Annotated in this window: 24 protein-coding genes; 11 read left to right on the plus strand and 13 right to left on the minus strand. The window is 40.3% G+C overall.

The window, feature by feature from the left end; all coding sequences use genetic code 11:
- Positions 1-89: 89 nt before the first annotated feature.
- The 4 genes from E2626_RS16775 to E2626_RS16790 all read right to left on the minus strand — a co-directional run bounded on the left by E2626_RS16775 (position 90) and on the right by E2626_RS16790 (position 3,578).
- Entirely contained in the window at positions 90-272 is a 183-nt protein-coding gene (locus E2626_RS16775; protein WP_166786866.1) for a sporulation YhaL family protein, read from the minus strand.
- Between the two features lie 55 nt (positions 273-327).
- Positions 328-1,281: a 3'-5' exoribonuclease YhaM gene (gene yhaM / locus E2626_RS16780; RefSeq protein ID WP_134383305.1), complete on the minus strand. Its 954-nt coding sequence runs from the start codon at positions 1,279-1,281 to the stop codon at positions 328-330.
- A gap of 139 nt (positions 1,282-1,420) precedes the next feature.
- Positions 1,421-2,689, minus strand: a complete 1,269-nt coding sequence (locus E2626_RS16785) for an ABC transporter permease (RefSeq protein ID WP_134383307.1) — start codon at positions 2,687-2,689, stop codon at positions 1,421-1,423.
- Complete coding sequence (locus E2626_RS16790) at positions 2,682-3,578, minus strand: ABC transporter ATP-binding protein (protein ID WP_134383309.1); 897 nt, start codon at positions 3,576-3,578, stop codon at positions 2,682-2,684. The genes E2626_RS16785 and E2626_RS16790 overlap by 8 nt, the downstream gene beginning before the upstream one ends.
- Before the next feature lie 138 nt (positions 3,579-3,716).
- Here E2626_RS16790 and E2626_RS16795 point away from each other — a divergent pair, with 138 nt between their 5' ends.
- The gene (locus tag E2626_RS16795; RefSeq protein WP_134383311.1) at positions 3,717-3,902 is read left to right on the plus strand and encodes a YhzD family protein; all 186 of its coding nucleotides are present in this window, start codon (positions 3,717-3,719) and stop codon (positions 3,900-3,902) included.
- A gap of 38 nt (positions 3,903-3,940) precedes the next feature.
- Here E2626_RS16795 and E2626_RS16800 read toward each other — a convergent pair whose 3' ends face one another.
- On the minus strand, positions 3,941-4,729 hold the full coding sequence (locus E2626_RS16800) for an enoyl-CoA hydratase (protein WP_134383313.1): 789 nt from the start codon (positions 4,727-4,729) through the stop codon (positions 3,941-3,943).
- A 398-nt stretch (positions 4,730-5,127) separates the two neighbouring features.
- Between E2626_RS16800 and E2626_RS16805 the strand changes: the two genes are divergently transcribed.
- Entirely contained in the window at positions 5,128-6,420 is a 1,293-nt protein-coding gene (locus E2626_RS16805; protein WP_134383315.1) for a globin-coupled sensor protein, read from the plus strand.
- A gap of 36 nt (positions 6,421-6,456) precedes the next feature.
- On the opposite strand, the gene E2626_RS16810 is transcribed toward E2626_RS16805, so the two are convergent.
- Together E2626_RS16810 and E2626_RS16815 are read right to left on the minus strand one after the other, a co-directional pair.
- Positions 6,457-6,819 carry a YlbF/YmcA family competence regulator gene (locus tag E2626_RS16810; protein ID WP_134383317.1) on the minus strand — a complete coding sequence of 121 codons (363 nt, stop codon included), beginning with the start codon at positions 6,817-6,819 and terminating at the stop codon, positions 6,457-6,459.
- Positions 6,820-6,889: 70 nt separating this feature from the next.
- A complete protein-coding gene (locus tag E2626_RS16815; RefSeq protein ID WP_134383319.1) occupies positions 6,890-8,029 on the minus strand; it encodes a DUF445 domain-containing protein in 1,140 nt (379 codons plus the stop codon).
- Between the two features lie 156 nt (positions 8,030-8,185).
- On the opposite strand from E2626_RS16815, the gene E2626_RS16820 reads away from it, so the two are divergent.
- From E2626_RS16820 to E2626_RS16835, 4 genes are all read left to right on the plus strand, one after another.
- The gene (locus E2626_RS16820) at positions 8,186-8,392 is read left to right on the plus strand and encodes a DUF5342 family protein (RefSeq protein WP_134383321.1); all 207 of its coding nucleotides are present in this window, start codon (positions 8,186-8,188) and stop codon (positions 8,390-8,392) included.
- Positions 8,393-8,447: 55 nt separating this feature from the next.
- Positions 8,448-8,627, plus strand: a complete 180-nt coding sequence (locus E2626_RS16825; protein WP_134383323.1) for a hypothetical protein — start codon at positions 8,448-8,450, stop codon at positions 8,625-8,627.
- A gap of 115 nt (positions 8,628-8,742) precedes the next feature.
- The gene (locus E2626_RS16830; protein WP_244094369.1) at positions 8,743-9,654 is read left to right on the plus strand and encodes a helix-turn-helix domain-containing protein; all 912 of its coding nucleotides are present in this window, start codon (positions 8,743-8,745) and stop codon (positions 9,652-9,654) included.
- Positions 9,655-9,762: 108 nt separating this feature from the next.
- Positions 9,763-10,860 carry an ABC transporter ATP-binding protein gene (locus E2626_RS16835; protein ID WP_134383327.1) on the plus strand — a complete coding sequence of 366 codons (1,098 nt, stop codon included), beginning with the start codon at positions 9,763-9,765 and terminating at the stop codon, positions 10,858-10,860.
- A gap of 72 nt (positions 10,861-10,932) precedes the next feature.
- Here E2626_RS16835 and fumC read toward each other — a convergent pair whose 3' ends face one another.
- Complete coding sequence (gene fumC, locus E2626_RS16840) at positions 10,933-12,321, minus strand: class II fumarate hydratase (protein WP_134383329.1); 1,389 nt, start codon at positions 12,319-12,321, stop codon at positions 10,933-10,935.
- Positions 12,322-12,467: 146 nt separating this feature from the next.
- Between fumC and E2626_RS16845 the strand changes: the two genes are divergently transcribed.
- Positions 12,468-13,085 (plus strand): NAD(P)-dependent oxidoreductase, encoded by a 618-nt coding sequence (locus E2626_RS16845; RefSeq protein ID WP_134383331.1) that lies wholly within the window; start codon positions 12,468-12,470, stop codon positions 13,083-13,085.
- Between the two features lie 291 nt (positions 13,086-13,376).
- Here E2626_RS16845 and E2626_RS16850 read toward each other — a convergent pair whose 3' ends face one another.
- The 3 genes from E2626_RS16850 to E2626_RS16860 all read right to left on the minus strand — a co-directional run bounded on the left by E2626_RS16850 (position 13,377) and on the right by E2626_RS16860 (position 17,681).
- On the minus strand, positions 13,377-13,742 hold the full coding sequence (locus E2626_RS16850; protein ID WP_481808270.1) for a YhfM domain-containing protein: 366 nt from the start codon (positions 13,740-13,742) through the stop codon (positions 13,377-13,379).
- Between the two features lie 175 nt (positions 13,743-13,917).
- The gene (locus E2626_RS16855; RefSeq protein ID WP_134383335.1) at positions 13,918-15,930 is read right to left on the minus strand and encodes an ABC transporter ATP-binding protein; all 2,013 of its coding nucleotides are present in this window, start codon (positions 15,928-15,930) and stop codon (positions 13,918-13,920) included.
- Complete coding sequence (locus E2626_RS16860; RefSeq protein WP_134383337.1) at positions 15,927-17,681, minus strand: ABC transporter ATP-binding protein; 1,755 nt, start codon at positions 17,679-17,681, stop codon at positions 15,927-15,929. Before E2626_RS16860 ends, E2626_RS16855 begins: the two co-directional genes overlap by 4 nt.
- Positions 17,682-18,331: 650 nt before the next feature.
- Here E2626_RS16860 and E2626_RS17305 point away from each other — a divergent pair.
- The 3 genes from E2626_RS17305 to E2626_RS16870 all read left to right on the plus strand — a co-directional run bounded on the left by E2626_RS17305 (position 18,332) and on the right by E2626_RS16870 (position 20,595).
- Positions 18,332-18,481 (plus strand): hypothetical protein, encoded by a 150-nt coding sequence (locus E2626_RS17305; protein ID WP_166786867.1) that lies wholly within the window; start codon positions 18,332-18,334, stop codon positions 18,479-18,481.
- Positions 18,482-18,612: 131 nt separating this feature from the next.
- Positions 18,613-19,182: a TetR/AcrR family transcriptional regulator gene (locus E2626_RS16865; RefSeq protein ID WP_134383339.1), complete on the plus strand. Its 570-nt coding sequence runs from the start codon at positions 18,613-18,615 to the stop codon at positions 19,180-19,182.
- 15 nt (positions 19,183-19,197) lie between these two features.
- Complete coding sequence (locus E2626_RS16870) at positions 19,198-20,595, plus strand: cryptochrome/photolyase family protein (RefSeq protein ID WP_134383341.1); 1,398 nt, start codon at positions 19,198-19,200, stop codon at positions 20,593-20,595.
- A gap of 118 nt (positions 20,596-20,713) precedes the next feature.
- Here E2626_RS16870 and E2626_RS16875 read toward each other — a convergent pair whose 3' ends face one another.
- Both E2626_RS16875 and E2626_RS16880 read right to left on the minus strand, forming a co-directional pair.
- Positions 20,714-20,887: a twin-arginine translocase TatA/TatE family subunit gene (locus E2626_RS16875; protein WP_134383343.1), complete on the minus strand. Its 174-nt coding sequence runs from the start codon at positions 20,885-20,887 to the stop codon at positions 20,714-20,716.
- A 76-nt stretch (positions 20,888-20,963) separates the two neighbouring features.
- Positions 20,964-22,214, minus strand: a complete 1,251-nt coding sequence (locus E2626_RS16880; RefSeq protein WP_134383345.1) for a dicarboxylate/amino acid:cation symporter — start codon at positions 22,212-22,214, stop codon at positions 20,964-20,966.
- 176 nt (positions 22,215-22,390) lie between these two features.
- Between E2626_RS16880 and E2626_RS16885 the strand changes: the two genes are divergently transcribed.
- Complete coding sequence (locus E2626_RS16885; protein ID WP_134383347.1) at positions 22,391-22,825, plus strand: low molecular weight phosphatase family protein; 435 nt, start codon at positions 22,391-22,393, stop codon at positions 22,823-22,825.
- Positions 22,826-22,901 lie beyond the last annotated feature (76 nt).

Raw genomic sequence — 22,901 nt, forward strand, 5'->3', positions numbered from 1 at the left:
AATGAATGGTTTATTTTATTGGTTATATACATATTTTAGAATTTCAACAGTCTGGCGGGAGGCACATGTACATGTGCCTCCCGCTTTTTTTAGTCCTTCAATTCAGTTGAAAAACGTTTTTTCTTTTCCTTTTTCATTCGTTGAATATATGTTTTACCATGTGCTTCTATAAAATCTTTTTCCTGTTTCCGGTCTACATAAGCAGTTCTGACAAACATAACCAGACTAAGTACAGCACCACCAATTGCTAAATCAATCCATATTGGAAACATATACACGCCTCCTGCTTTTAAGTTCTTCATTCACTTTATGCAGGCGCGTACAAGCTTATGACTTATCCTGGTCGTACATATGCGGACGATAGAACGATCTGTTTTCAAGTGCGAATACTCTTTCAGTATATTCGCCTGAATTCGTTCTGCTGATCACTCTGTCCATCATAATCATTTTGGCATCAATATTATCAATGTAGTGCAGCATCTCCGCTTCCATCAGCATTGGAGGTTTAGGCGATCCCCATTCAGCTTTTCCGTGATGTGAAAGAATCATATGCTGCAGAAGCAGTACTTCTTCTGAATCAATTTCAAGCTCTTTTGCGGCTTCAGCAATTTCATTCACCATAATAGATATGTGGCCCAGCAGATTGCCTTCAATTGTATAGGTTGCTGATACAGCCGCGGACAATTCTTTTACTTTTCCCATATCATGCAATATAATTCCGGCATACAGCAGGTCTTTATTTAAAGAAGGGTACTGTTCGACTAAAAACTTTGCCATTCTCAGCATCGATACAACATGATAAGCAAGACCTGACACAAACTCATGGTGATTTTTTGTCGCTGCAGGAAACTCCATAAAAGGTTTCTGGTATTTTTTTAACAAATGCCGCGTAATTCTTTGAATGACCGGGTTTTTCATTTCAAAAATATATTGAGTGAGTTCTTCACTCATCTCTTCCACTGAAAGCGGTGCAGTCTCCAAAAAGTCACCCATTTTCACGTTATCCTGCGCGGAAGCCGGTCTGATCTGTTTCAGTCTGAGCTGATTTTTCCCACGGTAGTTGTGAATATCACCTGCAACTTTAACAATGGTTTGCGGTTGATATTTACGTTCCTCTTCATCACCTGCATCCCATAATTTCGCTTCAATATCACCGCTTCTATCCTGAAATATCAGTGTTAAAAAAGGTTTTCCCGCCGTCGTTACACCTTTAGTCATTTGTTTGATCAGTAAATACTGATCAACTGGATCCCCGGGATTTAAAAAAGTAATTCCTTTCATACGCAATCTCTCCTTTGTATTGATTCATCTGCAGATCACCCTTCTAAAAAAGAACACTTGTTCCTTGATTATATCAGAAATCCGCTATTCACAAATAGAAATAACCGGCAGAAACACCGGCTATCTCTGTAAACGTTTATTATTTTTCTTTTTTTGATAATTGAACTGCCTGTTTAATATCTTTTAATGAAGATGAATTGCCATACATTAATACGCCTCCGCGATAAACTTTCGCTCCAAACCATCCTAACACTAAAATTGACAGGACCGTTAGTAATATGGCAAGTGCCGGCTCCCAAAGCGGAATGTTCAGCATGCCCACCCTCGTAAACATAACGAGTGGTGTAAAAAACGGGATATACGACGTGATCGTAATAAATCCTGCTTCAGGTGTAGCCAGCCCATAAAAAGCAAGCATCGCTCCCCCAACGATCAGAATATTTACTGGCATTAATACCTGCTGAAGATCTTCTGTTCTGCTGACAAGTGAGCCGAGAAAAGCTGCCAGTGTAGCATACAGAAAATACCCAAGAATGAAAAATACAATACCATAAATAATTGTACTGATTGATCCTGAAGTAAAATCGAATAAAGAGTATATTCCACCCTCCAGAGAATCACTGCTCAAATTAACTGAAATAATTCCGACAGTTGCCCAGATAAAAATCTGAGTCAGTCCAACAAGTCCGATTCCAATAATTTTTGCAAATATTTGCTGAATCGGCGGTACGCTGGAAATCAAAATTTCCATTACACGTGATGATTTTTCCGTTGCGACTTCAGTAGCAATCATCATGGAGTAAATCAATACTGACATATAGATTACGAATATCAGCACGTAGACTAATCCTCTCGCCTGATCAAGCTCCTCTGCTGACTTAGCAGACTCCACGTATGCCGATTGTGAGAAAGATACCGGCATGTTTAATGTAGCAAGTTCATCTGCACTTAATGACAGTCGGTTTGCTGCCATATTCGACTGGATCGTCTGAAGTGCTGTCTGCAAGTCTCCTGAATAAGCATTTGCTGTCAGAGAAGCGGACAGGTACTCTGCATCTATTCTTCCCGCTTCTGTCATGTTAACTGATAAAAGTGCATCAAACTCACCGTTCTCAAGCTGTTCTTCAAGCTCGGCACGGCTGTTATCACCTGCAGTAATTTCAATTTCAGTGTTCAAAATGGCTGTCTGACCGGAGAGATTATTCACAATATCTGTATCTTCCTCATAAACGACTACTTGCCATTTTTCATCACTTTCCCCGCCTTCACCATCAAATAAAGAAGTAATTGATTGAAAATTTGTCGCACCAATAATAACTAACGTAAAAATGATTGTAGTAATTAGAAAAGATTTTGCTTTAATTTTATTCATATATGATTTGGTTAAAATTAATCCGAATCTATTCATAAGAAGCACCTGCCTTTTCAATGAAAATATCGTTCAATGAAGGTTCTTCTAGTGAAAATTGCCGAATAAAACCTTTTGGTTGAAGCAATGACAGGATTTCCTGTGATACTTCTTCATTTTCAATTTGAAGTTCTGCACCGCCAATCAGCCTTTTCACTTTCACAACGCCAGGTAATGCTTCAAGATCCTCAAGTTCAAAATCTGCTTTTATCCATAAGTTTTTTTTACCAAAATCTCTTTTAATTTCGTTCAGTTTTCCCTGCACGATTGGTGAGCCGCGGTGAATGATGCACAAACTTTCACACAGTTCTTCCACATGCTCCATTCTGTGGCTGGAAAATACAATGGTTACTCCCTGGCTTTTTAGTTCTGATACCGCTTTTTTCAGCAGTTCAACGTTTACTGGATCCAGCCCGCTGAAAGGCTCATCCAAAATGAGTAAATCAGGTTTATGTATAACAGATGCAATAAATTGTATCTTTTGCTGATTTCCTTTCGACAATTCTTCCACTCTTTTATTTTCATATTCTGGCACATTAAATTTTTCAAGCCAGCCCGTCAGCTCTTTTTCAGCATCTTTTTTGTCCATCCCTCTAAGTCTGGCTAAATAGACGACCTGCTCTTTCACTTTCATCTTAGGATATAGCCCTCTTTCTTCAGGGAGATAACCGATTCGATTACTCGTGTGATAGCCAATCGACTCTCCATTCCAGCTAATCGTTCCACCAGTCATATCAATCAGCCCCAGAATCATTCGGAAAGTGGTCGTTTTCCCCGCTCCATTCGCACCAAGAAAGCCAAACATTTCACCCTTTGGTATGGAAAGCGTGAGCTGGTCAACAGCTGTATAGTCACCAAATGTTTTCGTAACATTATCGATCCGTAACATTTTATTTCCCCCTTTTACCTGCCTCTCTATTTTATACGGATATACTGAAAAAAAGGTTCATTTTTTTAGATTTTCTATACTTCACGTAACAAACGTACTATGTAATAATAAGGATACGGACAAAAGGAGATGATTGGAATGGATATTTATAAGATCACGGCATTCAGCTCAAAAGGAGAACTGCTTTTAGAAGATTCTTTCGAGGCAGAAGATGACAAAGAAGCGAAGACTCTTGGTGAGAAGCGCCTCGAAGAAGAAGGTATGCTTAACAACACTCACCGTGTCGTTTCACCAAGAGGAAAACTCGTAGTATTTCATACATAATGACAGTAAAAGACGAGGCTCTGCGGCCCCGTCTTTTATTATTTCCCTTTGAATACAGGCTTTCTTTTTTCAGCAAATGCCTGTATACCTTCCATATGATCGTTTGTTTGCCTCATTTTCCATTGCGCTTCTTTTTCCATTTCGAGCATATCAACTAGCTGATTTTTTCTGCTTGCTCTTAAAATAGATTTAGATTCCATCATTGCCTTTACCGGACTATGATTAATTGTTCTGACGAATTCATCTGCTTCTTCATTTATTCGTCCTTCAGCTGTCACTCTGTCAATCAGACCAAGAGATAATGCTTCATGACCATTCAGAATATCACCGCGCCAAATTGTATGCAGCGCTTTCTGTGCGCCAAGTCGTTCCTGCATGAAGAAGTGGCCGCCTCCGTCCGGAACGAGACCAATTCCGATAAAGTTCATCGCCAGTTTACTTTGCTCTTCTGCAATAATCACATCAGTTGCTAATGCCAGGCTCAGACCGAGTCCCGCTGCCGCACCATGGATTGCGCTGACTGTAATTTTTGGCATCGTATATAAAGTCACTGATAAATCATTAATGACTTTCATAAAATGCTGGAAATCCTCTTCCCCATTCATTTGAAGCATTGCTTTAATATCTCCACCCGAACAGAAACCTTTCCCTTCACCTTTCAGCACAAGTACCTGCAGGTCAGGATTTCTTTTTATTTCATTTAACGCTTCTAACAGCTCATTCATCATCTGCAAATTTAATGCATTCAGACTTTCCGGCCTGTTGAATGAAAGCACTGCTGTATTCCCCTGTAATTTCACTTTCAACGTTTCAAACTGTTTTTCCATTTTAATCACTCCATCCCCTAAAAATGAATCTTCATTCACTTATTCCCTGTTCACCTCCAAATATCCTTTAAAATCTAAAAAATGGTTGGATATTCTCACAACACTTTAATCAAATTAATTTTATTTGAGTTAAATTACCTATTTTTTAATCATTTATAGTATAATTGTTCTATCATTTATTTTTTGAATGCAAATTCAAGCTGGCTATTGCTGTGGAGGATAGAGACTCCTGACACGGGTAAGGACAGACACGCGAATTGGTAAGAAGGCTTGTCAGGACACAATCCTCCTCGCAGGAAGCCACTAGTGCAATTAATATTTCAGTCCTGCCATTAACTTATTACTGATACAGGTCGATATTATTGAAAGAGAAAACTTTAAGGGGGATTTAAATTATTATGAAGTGGGCACGTACAAGAGAAAAGAAGGCGGATTTAGCCATGGTAGCCGAAGAATTCAAAAGCCAGGTTAAAATTGACCTTCCAAAGGAAATTACAACAGCTAAACAGCTGAGCATGATCGCGCTTTCTAAATATGATCTACAGATTTTAATGGCGTTTAAGCCTTATGTAACTGATAACATAGAGCAAATCGTATCACATTTTTACAAAACGATTGGCCACGAGCCGCAGCTCTTATCAATTATTAATGATCACAGTTCAATTGAACGTCTTAAAAAAACATTAACAATACACATTCAGGAAATGTTCAGCGGAAAAATTGATCAGCAATTCATTCAGAAGAGAAACCGCATAGCTGAAGTTCACCTTCATATCGGGCTTGACCCGAAGTGGTATATTGCTGCCTTTCAGGACCTGTTGAACTCGTTCATTGATATGACTGAATCGCTGCCATTTAACGAAAAAGATAAATTCAGTCTGATCCGTGCCATTTCGAAATTATTGAATCTCGAAATGCAAATCGTGCTTGAAGCATATGAAAATCAATTCCAGGCGAAGCTTGTAGCAGAGCAAAATCGTCTCGAAGACCTTCTCGATACTTTAAAATCAAGTGCTGCAACATTATCTGACAACAGCAGCTCTACAAGTGAAAACGTCCGACAGATGAAAGAAGCACTTGAGCATCTGTCAAACCGTGCACAAAACGGTTCCCATGTTGCGACAGACCTGCAGAATAAAACTGGCGAAGAGCAGTCACGACTGGATAAAACGAAAAAAGAAAGTGAACAGATTTCTAATAAAATGCAGTCTACTGAACAGAATATTAAAGAGCTGAATAACTTGAACAGCCAGATCTCAGAAGTGGCAAACATGGTGACTTCTATTGCAGATCAGACCAATCTGCTGGCATTAAATGCTTCTATTGAAGCCGCGCGTGCAGGTGAGCATGGTAAAGGATTTGCTGTTGTAGCTGATGAAGTAAGAAAGCTTGCTGAAAATACGAAAGAATCTGTTTCACAGGTTTACGATTTACTTAAAGATACAAATATTAAAACGAAAACAATTGAGGATTCAATCTTTGAATTGAAGGAATTGTTCAAATTTGAGCGTGACAGCATTATCTCAACCAGTGAATCATTCGAAGACATTATGACTTCCATGAATGATTTGAAAAGTCAAAACACACAAATTAATGAAGATGTAAGTACACTGGTCATTACATTGAATGAAATCTCAGAAAAAGCTGCAGGCGTAGCTGAAGCTGCTGCCTCTCTTGAAGAAAGAGCATAAAAAAAGCCGTTCAGGTTTCCCTGAACGGCTTTAACATTATTGCTCAGTATTTTCCATCGCGCCATAAAGCTCTTCAAGAGGCTTCATGATCACTTTGTTTAATTCCTGAATTGTCATGCTCATACGCTGCTCTGCTTCCATCAGCTTCGCAATTAATTCATGCTGCTGTACAAGCTGAGCTGTTTTCTGAGCCTGCTCAACTTCTTCCTGTGAAATTTCTTCACCGTTCATTTGTTTCTGCTGAAGAGAAAGCTGAATATTGCGGAAGTTCTCAAAGATCCCTTTCGCTGACTCATCGCTGTTTACAGCGTCATACATTTCTCTTAAATTAGTGAATTCCTCGCTTTGACGAATTGCACTCTCTAATTCATTTGCCTGATCAAATAGATTTACTGCCATACGTAAAACCTCCTTAAATATTCGCTCTTTCATGTTTGCCCTCATAAGTCAGTGTTAAACATTTTCTGACTTAAAGGCCCGATACGAGCACAAAAACACCTTGAACAAGACCAATCAACCCGCCAAGCAGCGCACCCAGATAGGTGATCATTTTAAATTCCCTTTTTGAAATGCCAAGTACGAGTTCTTCCAGGCGTGAAACTTCGAAAGAATCTACCTGTTCTCTGACGATTTCCTGTAATTTCATCTTCGCAAGGATCTCTTCAATCCGATCAATTAACATATCTTTCGCTTTTGATGAAGCCTTAGGAATTAAATCTTCAATCAGCCTGTTTTCAAGTGGCTGAATAACGCTTCCAAACGGTTTATTCATCCATTCATTCAGGTTCATTCGCTCTTTTAATATTGCCTGGAGCCGAATGATGAGATCACGGTCAGTGACAATCGAAAACGCGCGTTCCCACTGCCAATCCTTCACTTTTTCCCACTCTTTGTGCAAAACCTGTTCGAGTATATCATGTGTACCTGGATGTTTCAAAAATTTAATAATCTCCGGCTGAACTTTGTCACTTAATGAAGTATTTCCCATGACCATTTGAACCATACTGCCAAGAGTACCACGCGTTTTCAGGAAATCATCAATCATTGTTTGAACTTTTTCTTTTCCTTCTTCAGACGCAAAGTAATCTTCACCTTTTTCAAGAATATATGTACTGACTGTTGTTACTTTCTTATCGAGACGGTTTTGCCACTGTTCAGGCAATGTTTCCCGAAGCGTCAGAAACATATATTTTTCTTTTAACTGTTCATACTGGCCTTCAATCCAGCTGTCCATCGTATTCTCAAGATACGGGACGGGGGACTCAAGGTCAAAGCGATTGAAGACTGTTTCTACAGAGTCGTCAATCTCAAATATTTTACTTCCTTCCTTTTGCAGCCATGCAGTCAGAGCCTGTTCTTTTTCCGTATTGAGAAATTTAGCCTTGAGACTTTCAGCGGTTAACAGGTGGTTCACGACCATTAAACCCAACTGACGTGCCAGTTCCTCTCTTCTTTTTGGAATTAGTCCGGGAGTAAAAGGTACGCGCCACTTGCCGATATATACAGGTTTGTACGGTCTGAAAAGCATTTTGATCGCAAGTGAATTCGTAAATCCACCGATCACTGCTCCCACCGTCATCATGATTAATAATAGTAATGCTGTCTCCATATTCTCACCTTCCACTATACACTTCCTTCTCAGTATAGCAGAAGACAAAAAGACCTGCGTCAAATAGACAATTACCTTTCGTAACAATTATAGTTATGTTCAGAATTGCTTTTTTATTCATGCTATACTGATGAAAAATATACTATGGAGGATCGTATGATACAGCATTTTCAATACAAGAAATTATACGCAGAAGATTTGCCGGGATGGAGCTTTTCATTTACATATCTGGGTAAACAGATCAAAGGGATTTATCATAAAAACGGCCGGATTGAATGGCTTTCTGATGAACCTGAGCGCAATCAGGATCAAGTCAGGCAGCAAATTCATGATTTAATGCTTTATCACGTATATGATGATTAACTTTTGTATAGTTTTCCGCTGACTCACATAAATTAAGGGTCAGGGGGTGCTTTCGATGAAACGTCATTTGTCTTTCCTTCCGGACACTTCTTATGAAGGTCGGAACGAGGCTGCACTGGATGTGGACCGTTTTATTAACGAAGGGATGGCGGGTGGAAGTGTGTTCCGCTATGGTCAAAGGACAAATATCGAAGAAGCGAGAGAGTTAGAAACTGAATCCCCGCCAGCTGATTAATCTCTCGGCCGGCAAACGGCAAACCGGCTGGATATCCAGCCGGTTTGTTGTGTGAAAAAAAGAATCGTGATATTTTTAACGTATTCATATAGAGAAACAGGGTGATCTTTTGACAGTGCTTCATTCAATTCTTAACACGTTTCCCGATGCAAAACTTCCTGACCAGATTCCTCAGGACAATCAGCTTCATTACATATGGTACCGTGATCCTGAATCTGATCAATTTATCGGTTTTTCTAAAACAACACTTTCTGACAGGGAAAAAGACTTAATTTCTTTAATTTTAACACCTTCTTCCCCTCCACCTTCCGGTCCGGCCGGGGAATGGGTCAGATTTCTTTCTGACGAAACGGCAAAATGTCCTTTCGAATCTGGCAGAGTTTTTCGTTTGGTCCAGTATATGAGTGATTCGCCTTTCCAAATGGAAGGTGAACAGGCGCTTCATTATGTATTTTCCAACCATGCTGTGATCGTTCAAAAGGATGAATACAGCGGTTTTGTGATTGAACCTCAATCTGAAGATACGCTGTCGCTCGATGAACTCTCATCAGCTGCACAGGCGATTGAAAATGATTTAGAAATGAGAGTCACGTTTTTTGCCGGTTCTTTCCATAGTGTTGGCAAGGGTACCAGAACGATGCTTGAAATGGAGAAATCATGGTTTGAGCGGTACATTCCTTTCGAATCAAAGCGATCAGTACTCTCCCTTTTTGATGTGATGCCGATTAACCTGATTAATCGATTTTCTGATTTTGAAAAAGATACACTGTTTGCAGCTATTTTCGAACTATTTGATAGCGAGCGGGACCTGCCTAAAATCATACAGAGCTTTGTTGAAAACTTATCGAATGTCAGCAGTACCGCAAAATTGCTTTATATGCACCGCAACAGCCTGCAATACAGGCTTGATAAATTCACTGAAAAAGCAGGCATCGATATTAAAACATTTAATGGCGGTTTAATCGCATATTTTGCCTGCCTTGAGTGGAATCAGCGAATTCAAATAAAAGAGGACTGGTCATTGTGACGAATGACCAGTTCTTTTTTGTGCAACCTGCCTATTGGAAAGGCTTACATTGAAGGATACAATGAATTTACAACAAACGTACATCACGTACATACTGGAGGAATTAACATGGCAGAATTAAAAATGCAAAACATTTACAAAATTTATGATAAGGAAGTTACAGCAGTATCTGACTTCAATCTTCATATTAAAGATAAAGAATTTATCGTATTCGTTGGACCATCGGGTTGTGGTAAATCAACAACACTTCGTATGGTAGCAGGCCTTGAAGAGATTTCAAAAGGTGACTTCTATATTGGCGATGAGCGTGTAAATGATAAAGCACCAAAAGACCGTGACATTGCAATGGTATTCCAGAACTACGCACTTTACCCGCACATGAGCGTATATGACAACATGGCATTTGGTCTTAAGCTTCGTAAATTTGATAAAGCTGAAATTGATAAGCGTGTGAAGAATGCTGCTAATATTCTTGGACTTGAAGCACTTCTTGATCGTAAGCCTAAAGCACTTTCAGGTGGTCAGCGTCAGCGTGTTGCTCTTGGTCGTGCAATCGTTCGGGATGCAAAAGTATTCCTGATGGATGAGCCGCTTTCAAACCTTGATGCTAAGCTTCGTGTTCAGATGCGTGCTGAAATTGCCAAGCTTCACCAGCGCCTTCAGACGACTACAATTTATGTAACGCACGATCAGACTGAAGCAATGACAATGGCTACGCGAATCGTTGTTATGAAAGAAGGTCTGATTCAGCAGGTTGGTTCACCTAAAGAAGTATATGATAACCCTGAAAATGTTTTTGTTGGCGGATTTATCGGTTCTCCTGCAATGAACTTCTTCAGCGGTAAGCTGACAGATACAGGCTTTGAAGTGGAAGGACAAACACTTGAAGTTCCTGAAGGTAAAATGAAGGTTTTACGCAATCAGAATTATGTAGGTAAAGATATTATTCTTGGTGTTCGTCCTGAAGATATTCACGATGAGCCTGTATTCCTTGAATCATCATCAGGATCTAAATTCCTGGCTGACATTGAAGTTTCTGAGCTTACTGGTGCTGAACTCATGCTTTATTCAAAGCTTGCCAATCAGGACTTTGTAGCACGCGTTGATTCACGTTCAGATATTAAAGCAGGACAAAAAGTTGAGCTTGCTTTCAACCTGAACAAGTGCCACTTCTTCGATGTGGAAACTGAGCAGCGCATTAGATAAGTTGGTTACCCCCTTTAACCATATAGCAAAAGGCCCGCTCAACGTTGAGCGGGCCTTTTCTGTCTAAGAGGATCAGCGGTCAATATTAACCATGTTAATCGGCTGGATCCATTCGTCATATTGCTCTTCATTTAAATAGCCGGTTTTCACCGCAGCTTCTTTCAGAGTAGACTCATCATTGAAAGCAAGTTTGGCAATCTCCGCTGCCTTCTCATACCCGATATGAGGATTCAGTGCAGTCACAAGCATTAAAGAATTCTCGACGTGTTTTGCAATCACATCAAGGTTTGCCTCAATGCCTACTGCACACTTGTCGTTAAATGTGTTCATCCCATCCGCCAGCAGCGTGACTGACTGCAGGAAATTATAAATAATAACCGGTTTAAAGACATTCAGCTCAAAGTTACCCTGACTTGCTGCAAAACCAATCGTTGCATCATTCCCCATGATTTGCGTTGTAATCATTGTCAGCGCTTCACTTTGAGTAGGGTTTACTTTACCAGGCATAATTGAACTGCCGGGTTCATTCGCAGGAATCGTAATTTCCCCGATACCGCTTCTTGGTCCGCTTGAAAGCCATCTGATATCATTGGCAATTTTCATCAGATCAGCTGAAAGTCCCTTCATTGCCCCATGCAAATAAACAATTTCATCGTGACTCGTAAGTGCATGGAATTTGTTGTCTGAAGAGTAAAAAGGGAAACCTGTCTGGAGAACCAGCTGCTTTGCAACAAGCTTGCCAAAGTCTTCATGCGCATTAATCCCCGTTCCTACTGCAGTACCGCCTATAGCCAAAGAAAGGATATGCTTATTTGCTTCCTGAATCATCGTATTTGTTCGTTCAAGCATTGCGCGCCAGCCGCTGATTTCCTGACCGAGTGTTAAAGGTGTTGCATCCTGCAGGTGAGTCCGGCCGATTTTAATCACTTCATAAAATTCCTGTTCTTTTTGATAAAGCGTATCGGTAAAGTTATTCAGTGCAGGAATCAGCTTACTGCACACCGCGCGATACGCTGCAATATGCATCGCTGTCGGAAATGTGTCATTCGAGCTCTGAGACATATTAACATCATCATTCGGATGAACTTTCTCATCAACACCTTCATCACTTAACAATTGATTCGCTCTGTAAGCAACAACCTCATTCACATTCATGTTAGATTGCGTACCGCTTCCCGTCTGCCATACCGACAGTGGAAAATGATCATTGAGTTTTCCATCTAATATTTCATCACACGCTTTTACAATTGCGTTCTTTTTATGTAGAGATAACTTCCCAAGATCATAATTTGCAACGGCTGCTGCTTTTTTCAGCTCAGCAAAACCGTAAGTTACTTCAAGCGGCATTTTTTCAATCCCGATTGGAAAGTTTTCCTTACTGCGCTGAGTCTGTGCTCCCCAGTACTTATCAGACGGTACCTTTACCTCACCTAATGTATCTCTTTCAGTACGAAAATCCATGTTCAAATCCCCTTTCCAAATCATTGTATGAATATTGTAACATTTCCCTGTGAATTACTCACTTACACCACCTTAATCAATTATCTTTCCGAATACCCCCAAGTAAGCTACACTTAGTAAAACGGTATCAGACAGGAGGTTTTACGATGAAAATTGCATTATTCGGAGCAACAGGCAGAGTCGGCAGTGTCATCCTTGAACGTGCTTTAGGAGATGGTCACCAGGTGCAGGCATTAGTCAGAGATGCTGAGCTTCAAAGCAATCATTCAAACCTGACTTACATACAGGGTGATGCGTCAGTTAAAACTGATGTAGAAAAAACAATTAGGGGAGCTGATGCAGTAATGAGCGCCCTTGGAACAGATAAAAATGACGCGTTGACTAAATCAATGATTCATATCCTGCCTGCTATGAGAAAGCATACCATCAGACGTATTATTACCATAGGTACTGCAGGTATTCTTGATTCAAAAAGAGAACCGGGTAAGTTCCGTTTTCATTCTTCTGAATCAAACAGACGGTTAAGTACAGCTGCTGAAGATCACTGCAGAGCTTATCTAATGCTAAAAGAAGCCGGTCTTGACTGGACGATTGTTTGTCCAACTTATTTACCGGATGGTGAACGGATCGGGAAGTACCGGATTGAAGTGAATACGCTGCCTGATGAACCATCAAGTATTTCTATGTATGATACGGGTGATTTTGCTTATTCTCTTCTATTAGACAAAAAGCATGTGCGGGAGAGAGTTGCGATTACTTATTAAGAAAGTTTATGTTTATATTTAATGATCTGAGCTTCAGGCTCAGACTTTGCCGACAGAGGGCACTGAGCCTCCTCGCCATCTCATGCGATCAATAGAAAAAGGACCATGAATTTGGTCCTTTTTTGTTTGATTTGGTTTTGTTAATATCGGCAATTGATGTCCGCTTCAGGGAGACTTGCGGCCGGGCGCTGAGGCATGATCATCTCTACCTCCTCCCACAATGCGCCGCTGCCTTATGCTCCAATCATCAGCTGTAACATAAGGTAATGCACTTTTAACTTAAATGCTCCTTTAGTCTTCAACCAATAAATCAAAAATTTTTTTTGCTGATTTTTTTGAAAGAGTATAGGTGGTATGAGAATCTTCCAGATTCATGATCGTTCCGTATTCTGTGCATATCCATAAATAATAAGATTCCTCACCGATTTCAGCTTTATATTCAGGTTCGATCATCTCAACTACACCAGGCTCTTTTTTGGCTTTTTTGAAAGCATTTACAAATTCACCAACCACTTCAGGGTCTGTATAAGAAGTTAATGAACCCTCTTTTATAACAGTAAAGCTTTCCATTTCATAGACATCTACTTTTTCTATATCTTCTGATGTACAGCCACCAACTAAAAACAAAGCGAAAACTACTACAACCACTAGATCCATTTTTTTCAAGGACCCACCCCCTATAAATGATTAGACAAATATATATAAATGATGTTACACAATTTTTTATTTTTTTTATTAAGAGTGATAAGTTCTATTATTCCAAAAAACCATGACCATCGTCTGCCTGCTGCAAACGAAGGTCATGGTTTTTGTCTTCACAGCATATGCAGCATTATCCTGCCTGCTGCTTCCCCTGCTGGAGTTCATACATTTGATAGTATTTTCCCCTTGATGCCATCAAATCATCGTGTGTTCCGCGTTCCACAATTTGCCCGCGGTCTAACACAAGGATCTGATCAGCATTACGGATTGTTGACAGACGGTGGGCGATAATAAAAGTTGTGCGCCCGGTTTTCAGCGTATCCATCGCACGCTGTATAACAGATTCTGTTTCAGTATCTACGCTTGACGTTGCTTCATCCAGTACAAGTACCGCCGGATCAAATGCAAGCGCTCTGGCAAAAGAAATCAGCTGTCTCTGACCTGAAGATAATGTACTGCCTTTTTCAATGACAGGTTCATCTATTCCATTTTCAAGATTAGTTAACACCTGGTCTGCACCTACAGCCTTTAAAGCGTCCTCAATTCTTTCTCTTGAAATGCTGGGATCATTCAGACTGACATTGGATGCGATTGTACCTGTAAAGAGGTATGGATCCTGAAGTACGATCCCCATGTGATCACGGACGGTTTGCCGGGATAATGTTGTGATGTTTTGCCCGTCAATGAGAATTTCCCCCTTTTGACAGTCATAGAACCGGAATAACAGATTCATGATCGATGATTTCCCTGAACCTGTATGACCGACAAGCCCAATGGTCTGACCGGGCTTTGCTTCAAATGACAGGTTTTTTAATACATAATCGTCATTCTTATAAGCAAATGACACGTCTTTAAAAGCTACGTGCCCTTTAATACGCTCAATGCGTTCATCTTTTACTTCTTCTCCATCCTCATCCATCAGTTCAAAAACCCGATTTGCTGCTACAAGCGCGAGTTCCAGGTTTGCCAGCTGATTGACAATGCTTGTGACAGGCTGGAACAACCTTGTCAGATAATCAACGAATGCATACAGCACCCCTACTGTCACAACTGATTCGGCAGTCAGTGATGCACCCCCAAAGTACCAGATGAACGCAACAAATGTTAAGTTACGCAAGACATTTACAAGGTTATAGGACATCAGTGCATTTAAGTTCAGCAGTTTATTCTGGAACTGAAAATGAGTCGTGTTTTTTTCTTCAAATTCATTTTGAATACGACTTTCACTTCTGAAAGCCTGGATGATACTCATTCCCTGTATCGCTTCGTTAACTGATGCATTAATTTCGCTTACTTTAGATCTGACAGTCTGGTTGTAAACGGATGCGTATTTACGGTAGAACATCATCCACACGTATAAAATAGGAAGCAATATCAGACAGATCGCCGCAAGGTTTGGATCAAGGATAAACAGAGCCACATAAATCCCCGTAATATATACGCCGCTGTGAAAAAACTGGCCAAGTACCTGAACGTATAATTCTCTGATCGCTTCAGTATCATTTGTGATTCTCGCAACTACCTTTCCCGCAGGCAAATTATCAAAATAATTGATCGGCAAACGCTGGGTATGATTAAATACTTGCGTTCGCATTTTTTGAATAATTCTGTTAGCTGAGCGCTGGAGCTGGAACTCCTGACCGAAGTGAAAAATAGCGGCTACGACAGTTAATCCGAAATAAAGCGCCACTAGCCAGAGCATTCTCGGAATCTCAGGTGTATAGAATGCAAACACCTGATCAGCAGTCAGCTCCTCGGCAGGATAGCCTGTCGCTTCATCCCCGGTGCCAAAAGTAAGAAGGCCATTTTCATACATGCGCTCTCCTTCTGCTTCAACAGGTTCGTCCACAAAATAAAAATCTAACCCGATTTGGTAAATGTGCGCCTGGCTTCCACCATCCTCATCATCATTCAAATAAGCCTCTCTTTTGTAAAAAGTGTTGTTATACGGCACTGCATCCTTTGTATCACCAGTTTCTATCCATGTTTCTTCAATACCGAGAATATGATCATCAATCATTTTCTTGGCAATAAACGGTCCTGCCAGTTCAGCAGCAACAGAAATGGTCAGCATGATGAGTGCAACGATGATCGTTTTTTTATACATGAGTCCATACTGATAGAGGCGTTTTCCTGTACTCATGACTTCACCTCCAATAACGACTCTTCTACCTGCTGGCGTTCATATTGTTCAAAGTACCAGCCATGATTCTCAAGAAGGTCGTGATGCACACCTTCTTCTATGATCTCACCGTTGTCCATGACAATAATCCAATCTGCATGTTCAACAGCAGACAGACGGTGAGTGGTTATAATCGTCGTTTTTCCTTTTCTTTCGTTTTTAATATTTTCCAGTATTGCTGCTTCAGTTTTTGCATCTACAGCTGATAGTGAATCATCAAGAATCAGTAAAGAAGGGTCTTTAATCAAAGCACGCGCAATTGAAATACGCTGTTTTTGACCACCTGATAAGGCAACTCCTTTTTCACCAACCATCGTTTCAAGTCCATCAGGCAGCATATCAAGATCTTTCTCAAAGTGAGCCATCCTGATTGCTTTTGATAATTCTTCTTCGGTCCCTTCTTCCGTGCCAAATAAAATATTGTCCCGTACCGATTTTGAAAATAATACATGCTCCTGAGGAACATAGCCAATCCATGATAGAAGCTGATCTTTCGTTAAGTCGCCGATCGCTGTCTGACTGATAGAAATGTCTCCTGCTCCAGCCGGATATTCTTTAAGCAGCTGTTTAACAATTGTTGTTTTGCCACTGCCCGTTTTTCCCACGATACCAAGCGTCATACCCTTCTTGAGCTTCAGGTTAAAGTTTAAAAGATTAGGCACATTTGAAGAAGGATATTGGAAATCAGTTTCTCTGAATTCGATTCCATCCATATGATTAACTGATGCAGCCAAAGCAGGTTCCGGTACATCCGGACTGCTGCTCAGTGTCTCATTCACACGATCCATGGAAGCATTCCCACGCTGCATAATGTTAATCAATTCCCCAATTGCAAACATTGGCCAGATCAACATTCCAAGATATACGTTAAATGACACGAGCTGTCCCAGTGTAATCGACTGATTAAACACCAGGTAGGCTCCATATCCAAGACCAATCATGTAGCTGATACCCGTCAGAATTTTTGTCAGCGGGTTAAAAAGGGAGTCAATAAATGAGACGCGGATATTTTTCTGGTACACATCTTCTGTATGCTCAAGAAATACCTCTTCATCTCTTCTTTCCTGTACGTATGCTCTGATCACACGCACACCTGCAATTGATTCCAGCACGCGATCATTCAAGTCACCAAATGCATCCTGTGCAATCATGTATCTTTCATGAATCTTTTTTCCAAGTATCTTCATGACAAAAGCAAGTATTGGCAGGGGCAGGACAGCTGCAAGCGTAAGCTCCCATGAAATTAAAAATCCCATCGTCAAAAGAATTGTCAGCATATAAGCTGTCGAGTCAATCAACGTTAAAATTCCAAACCCTGCCGTAATAGAGACTGCCTTAAGATCATTTGTGGCACGTGCCATCAGATCGCCTGTACGATTTCTTTCATAAAATCCAGGCGTCATCTTCAGCAGCTTCCCCATAAACATTGAGCGCAGCCTGCGTTCAATCTCATGTGCTCCACCAAAAAGCAAATACTGCCACACATAATTCAGTCCATATGTGATTACACCAATCCCAACGAGTATTAATAAATATTGTAATAAAAGTGCTTGTGTCAGTTCTCCAAGAAAGATGTCATCAATCGCCATCCCAATCAGGAAAGGTGGTACAACTTCAAATAAATTTGCGATCAAAAGCAGTGAAATCGCTGCTGTATAACGCTTCCAGTGTTCTTTAAAAAACCAGCCAAGTTTTACAAAAATATCAAACATTTATGATAACCTCCTTTACTCCGGTACATTGCGGGCTACCCACTATCCAGAGCCGCCTTGAAACCTGCCTGCAAATAATGTGAGTGAACCATCTTCATCATTCCTCCTGTGATTTTAATATTTATGAAAACAGATATTCTGTTATCAATTAAAAAATGGCAGCAAAAAAGCATACCGGCCCTGTTGAAAGCACGGTATGCTTTATAAAAAGGCGCTGACTGCATACGCAGACAACACCTTTATCAGACATCATTAATATTCAGATCGTCAGAAAAAAGTTCGCTGCGTGATATTCAGTTTTGCAGAATTTATTTTATGTTTGATGATGATCATGACACACAGCTCCTTTCTGTACGAATTTTGTCCATTATATGAACATCATTAGAATATACTACCAGATATAAGCTGTCAATATATTTTTCAGAAATCATTGAAAATTTAACAGTAAGAGCATTGAGCAAACATTTTATTTGCAAAATGAATTAAATTGGGTTTGCCGGTTGCTCGTATGGGTATCTTACTATTAAATACAAAGTTTTTATTTATCTTAAGGAGGCGTTACCATGTTACGTACAATTTTAATGATTATCGGTGCAATCGTAGTTATTTTCTTTTTAATTAATCTGATTGGATAATCAGGAGGGCTTACTATGGCAGACGAAAAAAGAGTCGAAGTTCAAAAAGAACAGAAAACTGACAGAGGTCTTGTAGGAGCTACATTCATTAAATATGCTGCTTACATTATTATTTTTATCGGTATTATATGGTTCTTAATCAATTATATTATTCCAATGTTTTAAGCAGCACATTACGAACCCTGAGAAATCAGGGTTCTTTTCATGTCTTCAGCATGATTAAACCGCTTCATTTCCCACTAAACCTCTTTTTTCCGATATACTGACAGTAGGACATCATTAAAGGATGAGTGCATATGGCGCGACAAAGAAAAATGAATATTCCTGAATTGATGGCAGCAACTGAAAGTCTTCTGTTAGAAAAAGGATATGAAGGCTTCCATTTCAAAGCACTTTCAGAACGGCTTGAAGTTGCCAGAAGTACAATTTATGAATACTACAAAAATAAAGACGAGCTTATAGCAGATTATATGACGATGCTGATGGATCAGGTCATGAAAAAAATTGATCAGCTCAGTCAGCAGCCTGATGCATTTTTAACGCTAAAGGATCTGCTTTATTTGTTCATGGAGTATTCCCAGGTATACGACATGATCAAAATGAGACCTTCACTGGATAAAAGTTCCTCTCCCGCAGTAAAAGAACAATTGAAACAATTGGATGCGCAATCCGGGAGACTATTTCAACTATTGATGATGCTGATTGAAAAAGCTAAAAAAGAAGGTGCGATCAGAAACAACCTTCCTTCCGGCTTAATTGCAGGCGTGTTTTTTCAATCCGTTTTGATTCAAAACACAGAGGGAATCCCTCAGGATGAATGGGCAGAAATGCTTTTTGATATGATCGAAAACGGGATTACTCCCTAATAAAGGAGCGTTAGCATGACTTCTATCGTATGGATCAGAAAAGACCTTCGTCTTCATGACAATCCGAGTCTCTATCATGCTGCAGAAGCCGGTGATGTATTACCGGTTTATATTTTTGATGAGGATGAAGAGATCGGTGCTGCGCAAAAATGGTTTTTGCATCATGCGCTTGATTCTTTTCAGAGAAGGTTGGATTCTGTCGGAGGCAAGCTTTACATTTTAAAAGGCAGTCCTGCTAAAATACTGCCTGAACTCGCAGAAAAATTTCAGGCATCGTCTATTCACTGGAACAGACAATATGAACCTTCAGTTTTTAAAAGAGATCGTGAAATTGGCGAAGCACTTTATAAAACAGGGGTTAATGTAAATACTTATGAAGGCAGACTGCTGCTGCCACCATGGGATGTAAAAAAGAATGACGGTGAGCCTTACAAAGTGTTTACCCCTTTTTATAAAGCGCTTCAAAAGCATGAAGTACCTCAAGCCCTTCCATCTGTAAAAAAGATGGATACTATCTCTTTTAACAAGAAAGATTCACTCTCACTTAATGAATTAAAGCTGCTGCCAGAGATCAATTGGACTGCAGGAATGGAAAAGAGATGGACACCATCTGAAGAAGCTGCAGTAAGGAGATTCCATGCATTTATCGATAAAAAACTCAAAGTTTATAAAACTCAAAGAGATTTCCCCGCTGATGAAGCGAGCTCTGCACTATCTCCATACTTTGCACTTGGGCTGCTCTCTGTCAGAAGCGTCTACCATACTGTTAAAAAAACAGCAGAAGCAGCTGGTGAACCGTTTCTCAGACAGCTCGTCTGGCGTGACTTCGCTTACTCTCTGATTACACATTTTCCAGAAACAGAAACAGATCCGATGAATGATCAATTTAAGCATTTTAAATGGATGGATGAGGATGATCAGTTTGATGCCTGGAAAAAAGGTAAGACAGGGTTTCCAATCGTTGATGCGGGTATGAGGGAGCTTTGGTCCACAGGCTATATGCATAATCGTGTCAGAATGGTTGTCGGTTCTTTTCTGACAAAAGATTTGTTAATTCATTGGAGAAAAGGTGCAGACTGGTTTGATGATACGCTTGTTGATGCTGACGTTGCGAATAATGTCATGGGCTGGCAATGGGTTGCAGGTTCCGGAGCAGATGCCTCACCATTTTTCAGAATTTTTAACCCTACTACACAATCAAAGAAATTTGATCCCGACGGTGAGTATATTAAGAAATGGGTTCCTGAACTGAGAGAGATGCCGTCAAAACATATACATGACCCCTCCGGTGCTCCGGAAGATGCTCTGAAAGAAGCCGGCGTGAATATTGGTAAAGATTATCCGAAACCAATAGTTGATCATAAGGCGGCGAGGCTGCGGGCGCTTGATCGTTATGATGATGTAAAGAAGTAAATATTCAGGCAGCACACTGGGATCGGAGTTCAATGGTTCACTTTTAGAAGCTTGATAAAAAATGAATCACTCAATCCCGCCCCGATGTGTCGCATAACTAAAAAAACCTTCCCGGAGATCACTTCCGGGAAGGTTTTTTTGGCTCGTCATCTTTCATAGCTGAATTCATGCCTTTTTTAAATTCATAAAGTGTTTTTCCGGCTGTCTTTCCTAACTCAGGCAGTTTAGAAGGACCGAATACAAGAAGTGCGACAAACAGGATAATCAGAATTTCACCAAATCCGAGGTTCATTGTACTCTACCCCTTTTTTTCTACTTGCTTTAAGTATACAACCTTTTAAATAAAATGCGAGTGGAGATCATGTGAACTACGCTTCTCCTCTTTGCTCTTTAATTTTTCTTTTCTTTTCAGATTCTGATATATACAGCGCAACTGCCGCATCCCCAGAAATATTTACCGCTGTTCTTGTCATATCAAGAATTCTGTCAATCCCGATAATTAACCCGATTCCTGCAACTGGTAAACCGACCTGCGCTAATACCATTGCAAGCAGAATCATTCCAACCCCCGGCACACCAGCAGTTCCGATACTGGCCAGCACAGCAGTCAGTACGACAGTCAGCAATTGTACGAATGTCAGATCCACCGCATATACCTGTGCGATAAAAATTGTCGCAACCCCCTGCATAATGGCTGTTCCATCCATGTTAATTGTTGCACCGAGCGGCTGAACGAATGAACTTGCAGGTTTCGATACTTTTAATTCCTTCTGTGCAGTTTCCATTGAAATCGGCAGCGTCGCATTACTTGACGATGTACTGAAGCCGACAGTCATTGCAGGGAAGAAATTTTTATAAAACCAGATCGGGCTTTTCTTCGCCAGAAACATGATAATTGAGCCGTACGTGATAATTGCATGAATGAGTAGTGCGAGTAGCACGACAAGTACATACATGAGAATGCTTTGAAGTGAATCAAGCCCTGCTTCACCCAATGCTGAAGCGATTAATCCGAAAGTGCCGTATGGAGCAAACTTCATTACAACCCCGACCAGGAACATCATAATATCGTTCCCCTGCTCAAATAACTGATAGACACCTTTCGTCTTATCCCCCAGCACTGTAATTGCTAATCCGATGAAGATTGCAAATGCAATAATCTGAAGCATATTCCCTTCAGCCATTGCCATGACCGGATTGTCAGGAATAATATTCAGAAGCGTTTCCCCTACTGAAGGCGACTCTTCCTCCTCGAATTGAGCTGCGTCTTTTTCTTCCTGAGTGAATAACGTATCACTGCCCGGCTGAATGACTGTTGCCAAGGTCAGACCGATTGTAATTGCAATGGCCGTAGTGGTGATAAAAGTAAGAATTGTTTTTACACCCATTCTGCCAAGTTTTTTCGTATCACCAAGCCCGGCTACCCCGAGCACAAGTGAGAAAAAGACGATTGGCACAACGAGCATATTAATTAATCCGAGAAAAATTTCACCTAAAGGACTAAATAAATATGTATTCAACGTACTAAATAATTCAGGAGCGAATATATTTAATACAAGGCCGACGATTATACCAAGTACTAAGCCTATGAGTATCTTAGCTGTTAAATTCAATTTCATGCAGCGACCTCCATCCTATATTGTAAGCAACCATTTTTTATACTATACCCTCATCAATTTACCTGCTAACCCTCTTTAAATCAAATCAAGCAACAGAAAACAGGTCAATGTGCATATATTTTTATAAAGATGGGTATAGTGTATTATGAAGCAAGAAATTGAAAGGAGCTGTTCGTATGGCCGATCGATTAATTTATTTTATATCAGCAAACCATGAACGCAGCTCAATCGCTGAAGGCTGGGCTTCCAGACTCTATATACCTGGTACTAAGTTTAAAAGTGCCGGATGGGCCGGGGCCAAAAAAAACCCTTTCACTTTACAGGCAATGCAAGAAATTAGCATAGATATAGCATCCATTACTCCTTATCGCATAAGTGAAAGCGACCTCAGTAAGGCAGAAGTGATTGTACTCATTCAGGATCCGGAAAAAGACGAGGAGATTAGTATTCACCCATCTTTTTCGGAAAAAGTTGTTAACTGGAATATTGTTAACCCTGCTAAAAGAGCGAATGACCCTTTTGCGAAATGGGCTATGTTCCAGGAGATTTGTGATGATATTGCGTTAAAAATCCGTGAACTTGAAAAAGAACTATCAGCATCCGCTGTATAATCCTCTGCTATAAGCAGAGGATTTTCAGACTGTTGAAATTCTAAAATATGTATATAACCAATAAAATAAACCATTC

Source organism: Jeotgalibacillus salarius (assembly GCF_004405125.1).
Lineage (GTDB): Bacteria > Bacillota > Bacilli > Bacillales > Jeotgalibacillaceae > Jeotgalibacillus > Jeotgalibacillus salarius.

Coding starts and splice junctions, on each gene's coding strand:
- E2626_RS16775 (WP_166786866.1), bottom strand. CDS start 272: ATGTTTCCAATATGGATTGATTTAGCAATTGGTGGTGCTGTACTTAGT.
- yhaM (WP_134383305.1), bottom strand. CDS start 1,281: ATGAAAGGAATTACTTTTTTAAATCCCGGGGATCCAGTTGATCAGTAT.
- E2626_RS16785 (WP_134383307.1), bottom strand. CDS start 2,689: ATGAATAGATTCGGATTAATTTTAACCAAATCATATATGAATAAAATT.
- E2626_RS16790 (WP_134383309.1), bottom strand. CDS start 3,578: ATGTTACGGATCGATAATGTTACGAAAACATTTGGTGACTATACAGCT.
- E2626_RS16795 (WP_134383311.1), top strand. CDS start 3,717: ATGGATATTTATAAGATCACGGCATTCAGCTCAAAAGGAGAACTGCTT.
- E2626_RS16800 (WP_134383313.1), bottom strand. CDS start 4,729: ATGGAAAAACAGTTTGAAACGTTGAAAGTGAAATTACAGGGGAATACA.
- E2626_RS16805 (WP_134383315.1), top strand. CDS start 5,128: ATGAAGTGGGCACGTACAAGAGAAAAGAAGGCGGATTTAGCCATGGTA.
- E2626_RS16810 (WP_134383317.1), bottom strand. CDS start 6,819: ATGGCAGTAAATCTATTTGATCAGGCAAATGAATTAGAGAGTGCAATT.
- E2626_RS16815 (WP_134383319.1), bottom strand. CDS start 8,029: ATGGAGACAGCATTACTATTATTAATCATGATGACGGTGGGAGCAGTG.
- E2626_RS16820 (WP_134383321.1), top strand. CDS start 8,186: ATGATACAGCATTTTCAATACAAGAAATTATACGCAGAAGATTTGCCG.
- E2626_RS16825 (WP_134383323.1), top strand. CDS start 8,448: ATGAAACGTCATTTGTCTTTCCTTCCGGACACTTCTTATGAAGGTCGG.
- E2626_RS16835 (WP_134383327.1), top strand. CDS start 9,763: ATGGCAGAATTAAAAATGCAAAACATTTACAAAATTTATGATAAGGAA.
- fumC (WP_134383329.1), bottom strand. CDS start 12,321: ATGGATTTTCGTACTGAAAGAGATACATTAGGTGAGGTAAAGGTACCG.
- E2626_RS16845 (WP_134383331.1), top strand. CDS start 12,468: ATGAAAATTGCATTATTCGGAGCAACAGGCAGAGTCGGCAGTGTCATC.
- E2626_RS16850 (WP_481808270.1), bottom strand. CDS start 13,742: ATGGATCTAGTGGTTGTAGTAGTTTTCGCTTTGTTTTTAGTTGGTGGC.
- E2626_RS16855 (WP_134383335.1), bottom strand. CDS start 15,930: ATGAGTACAGGAAAACGCCTCTATCAGTATGGACTCATGTATAAAAAA.
- E2626_RS16860 (WP_134383337.1), bottom strand. CDS start 17,681: ATGTTTGATATTTTTGTAAAACTTGGCTGGTTTTTTAAAGAACACTGG.
- E2626_RS17305 (WP_166786867.1), top strand. CDS start 18,332: ATGGCAGACGAAAAAAGAGTCGAAGTTCAAAAAGAACAGAAAACTGAC.
- E2626_RS16865 (WP_134383339.1), top strand. CDS start 18,613: ATGGCGCGACAAAGAAAAATGAATATTCCTGAATTGATGGCAGCAACT.
- E2626_RS16870 (WP_134383341.1), top strand. CDS start 19,198: ATGACTTCTATCGTATGGATCAGAAAAGACCTTCGTCTTCATGACAAT.
- E2626_RS16875 (WP_134383343.1), bottom strand. CDS start 20,887: ATGAACCTCGGATTTGGTGAAATTCTGATTATCCTGTTTGTCGCACTT.
- E2626_RS16880 (WP_134383345.1), bottom strand. CDS start 22,214: ATGAAATTGAATTTAACAGCTAAGATACTCATAGGCTTAGTACTTGGT.
- E2626_RS16885 (WP_134383347.1), top strand. CDS start 22,391: ATGGCCGATCGATTAATTTATTTTATATCAGCAAACCATGAACGCAGC.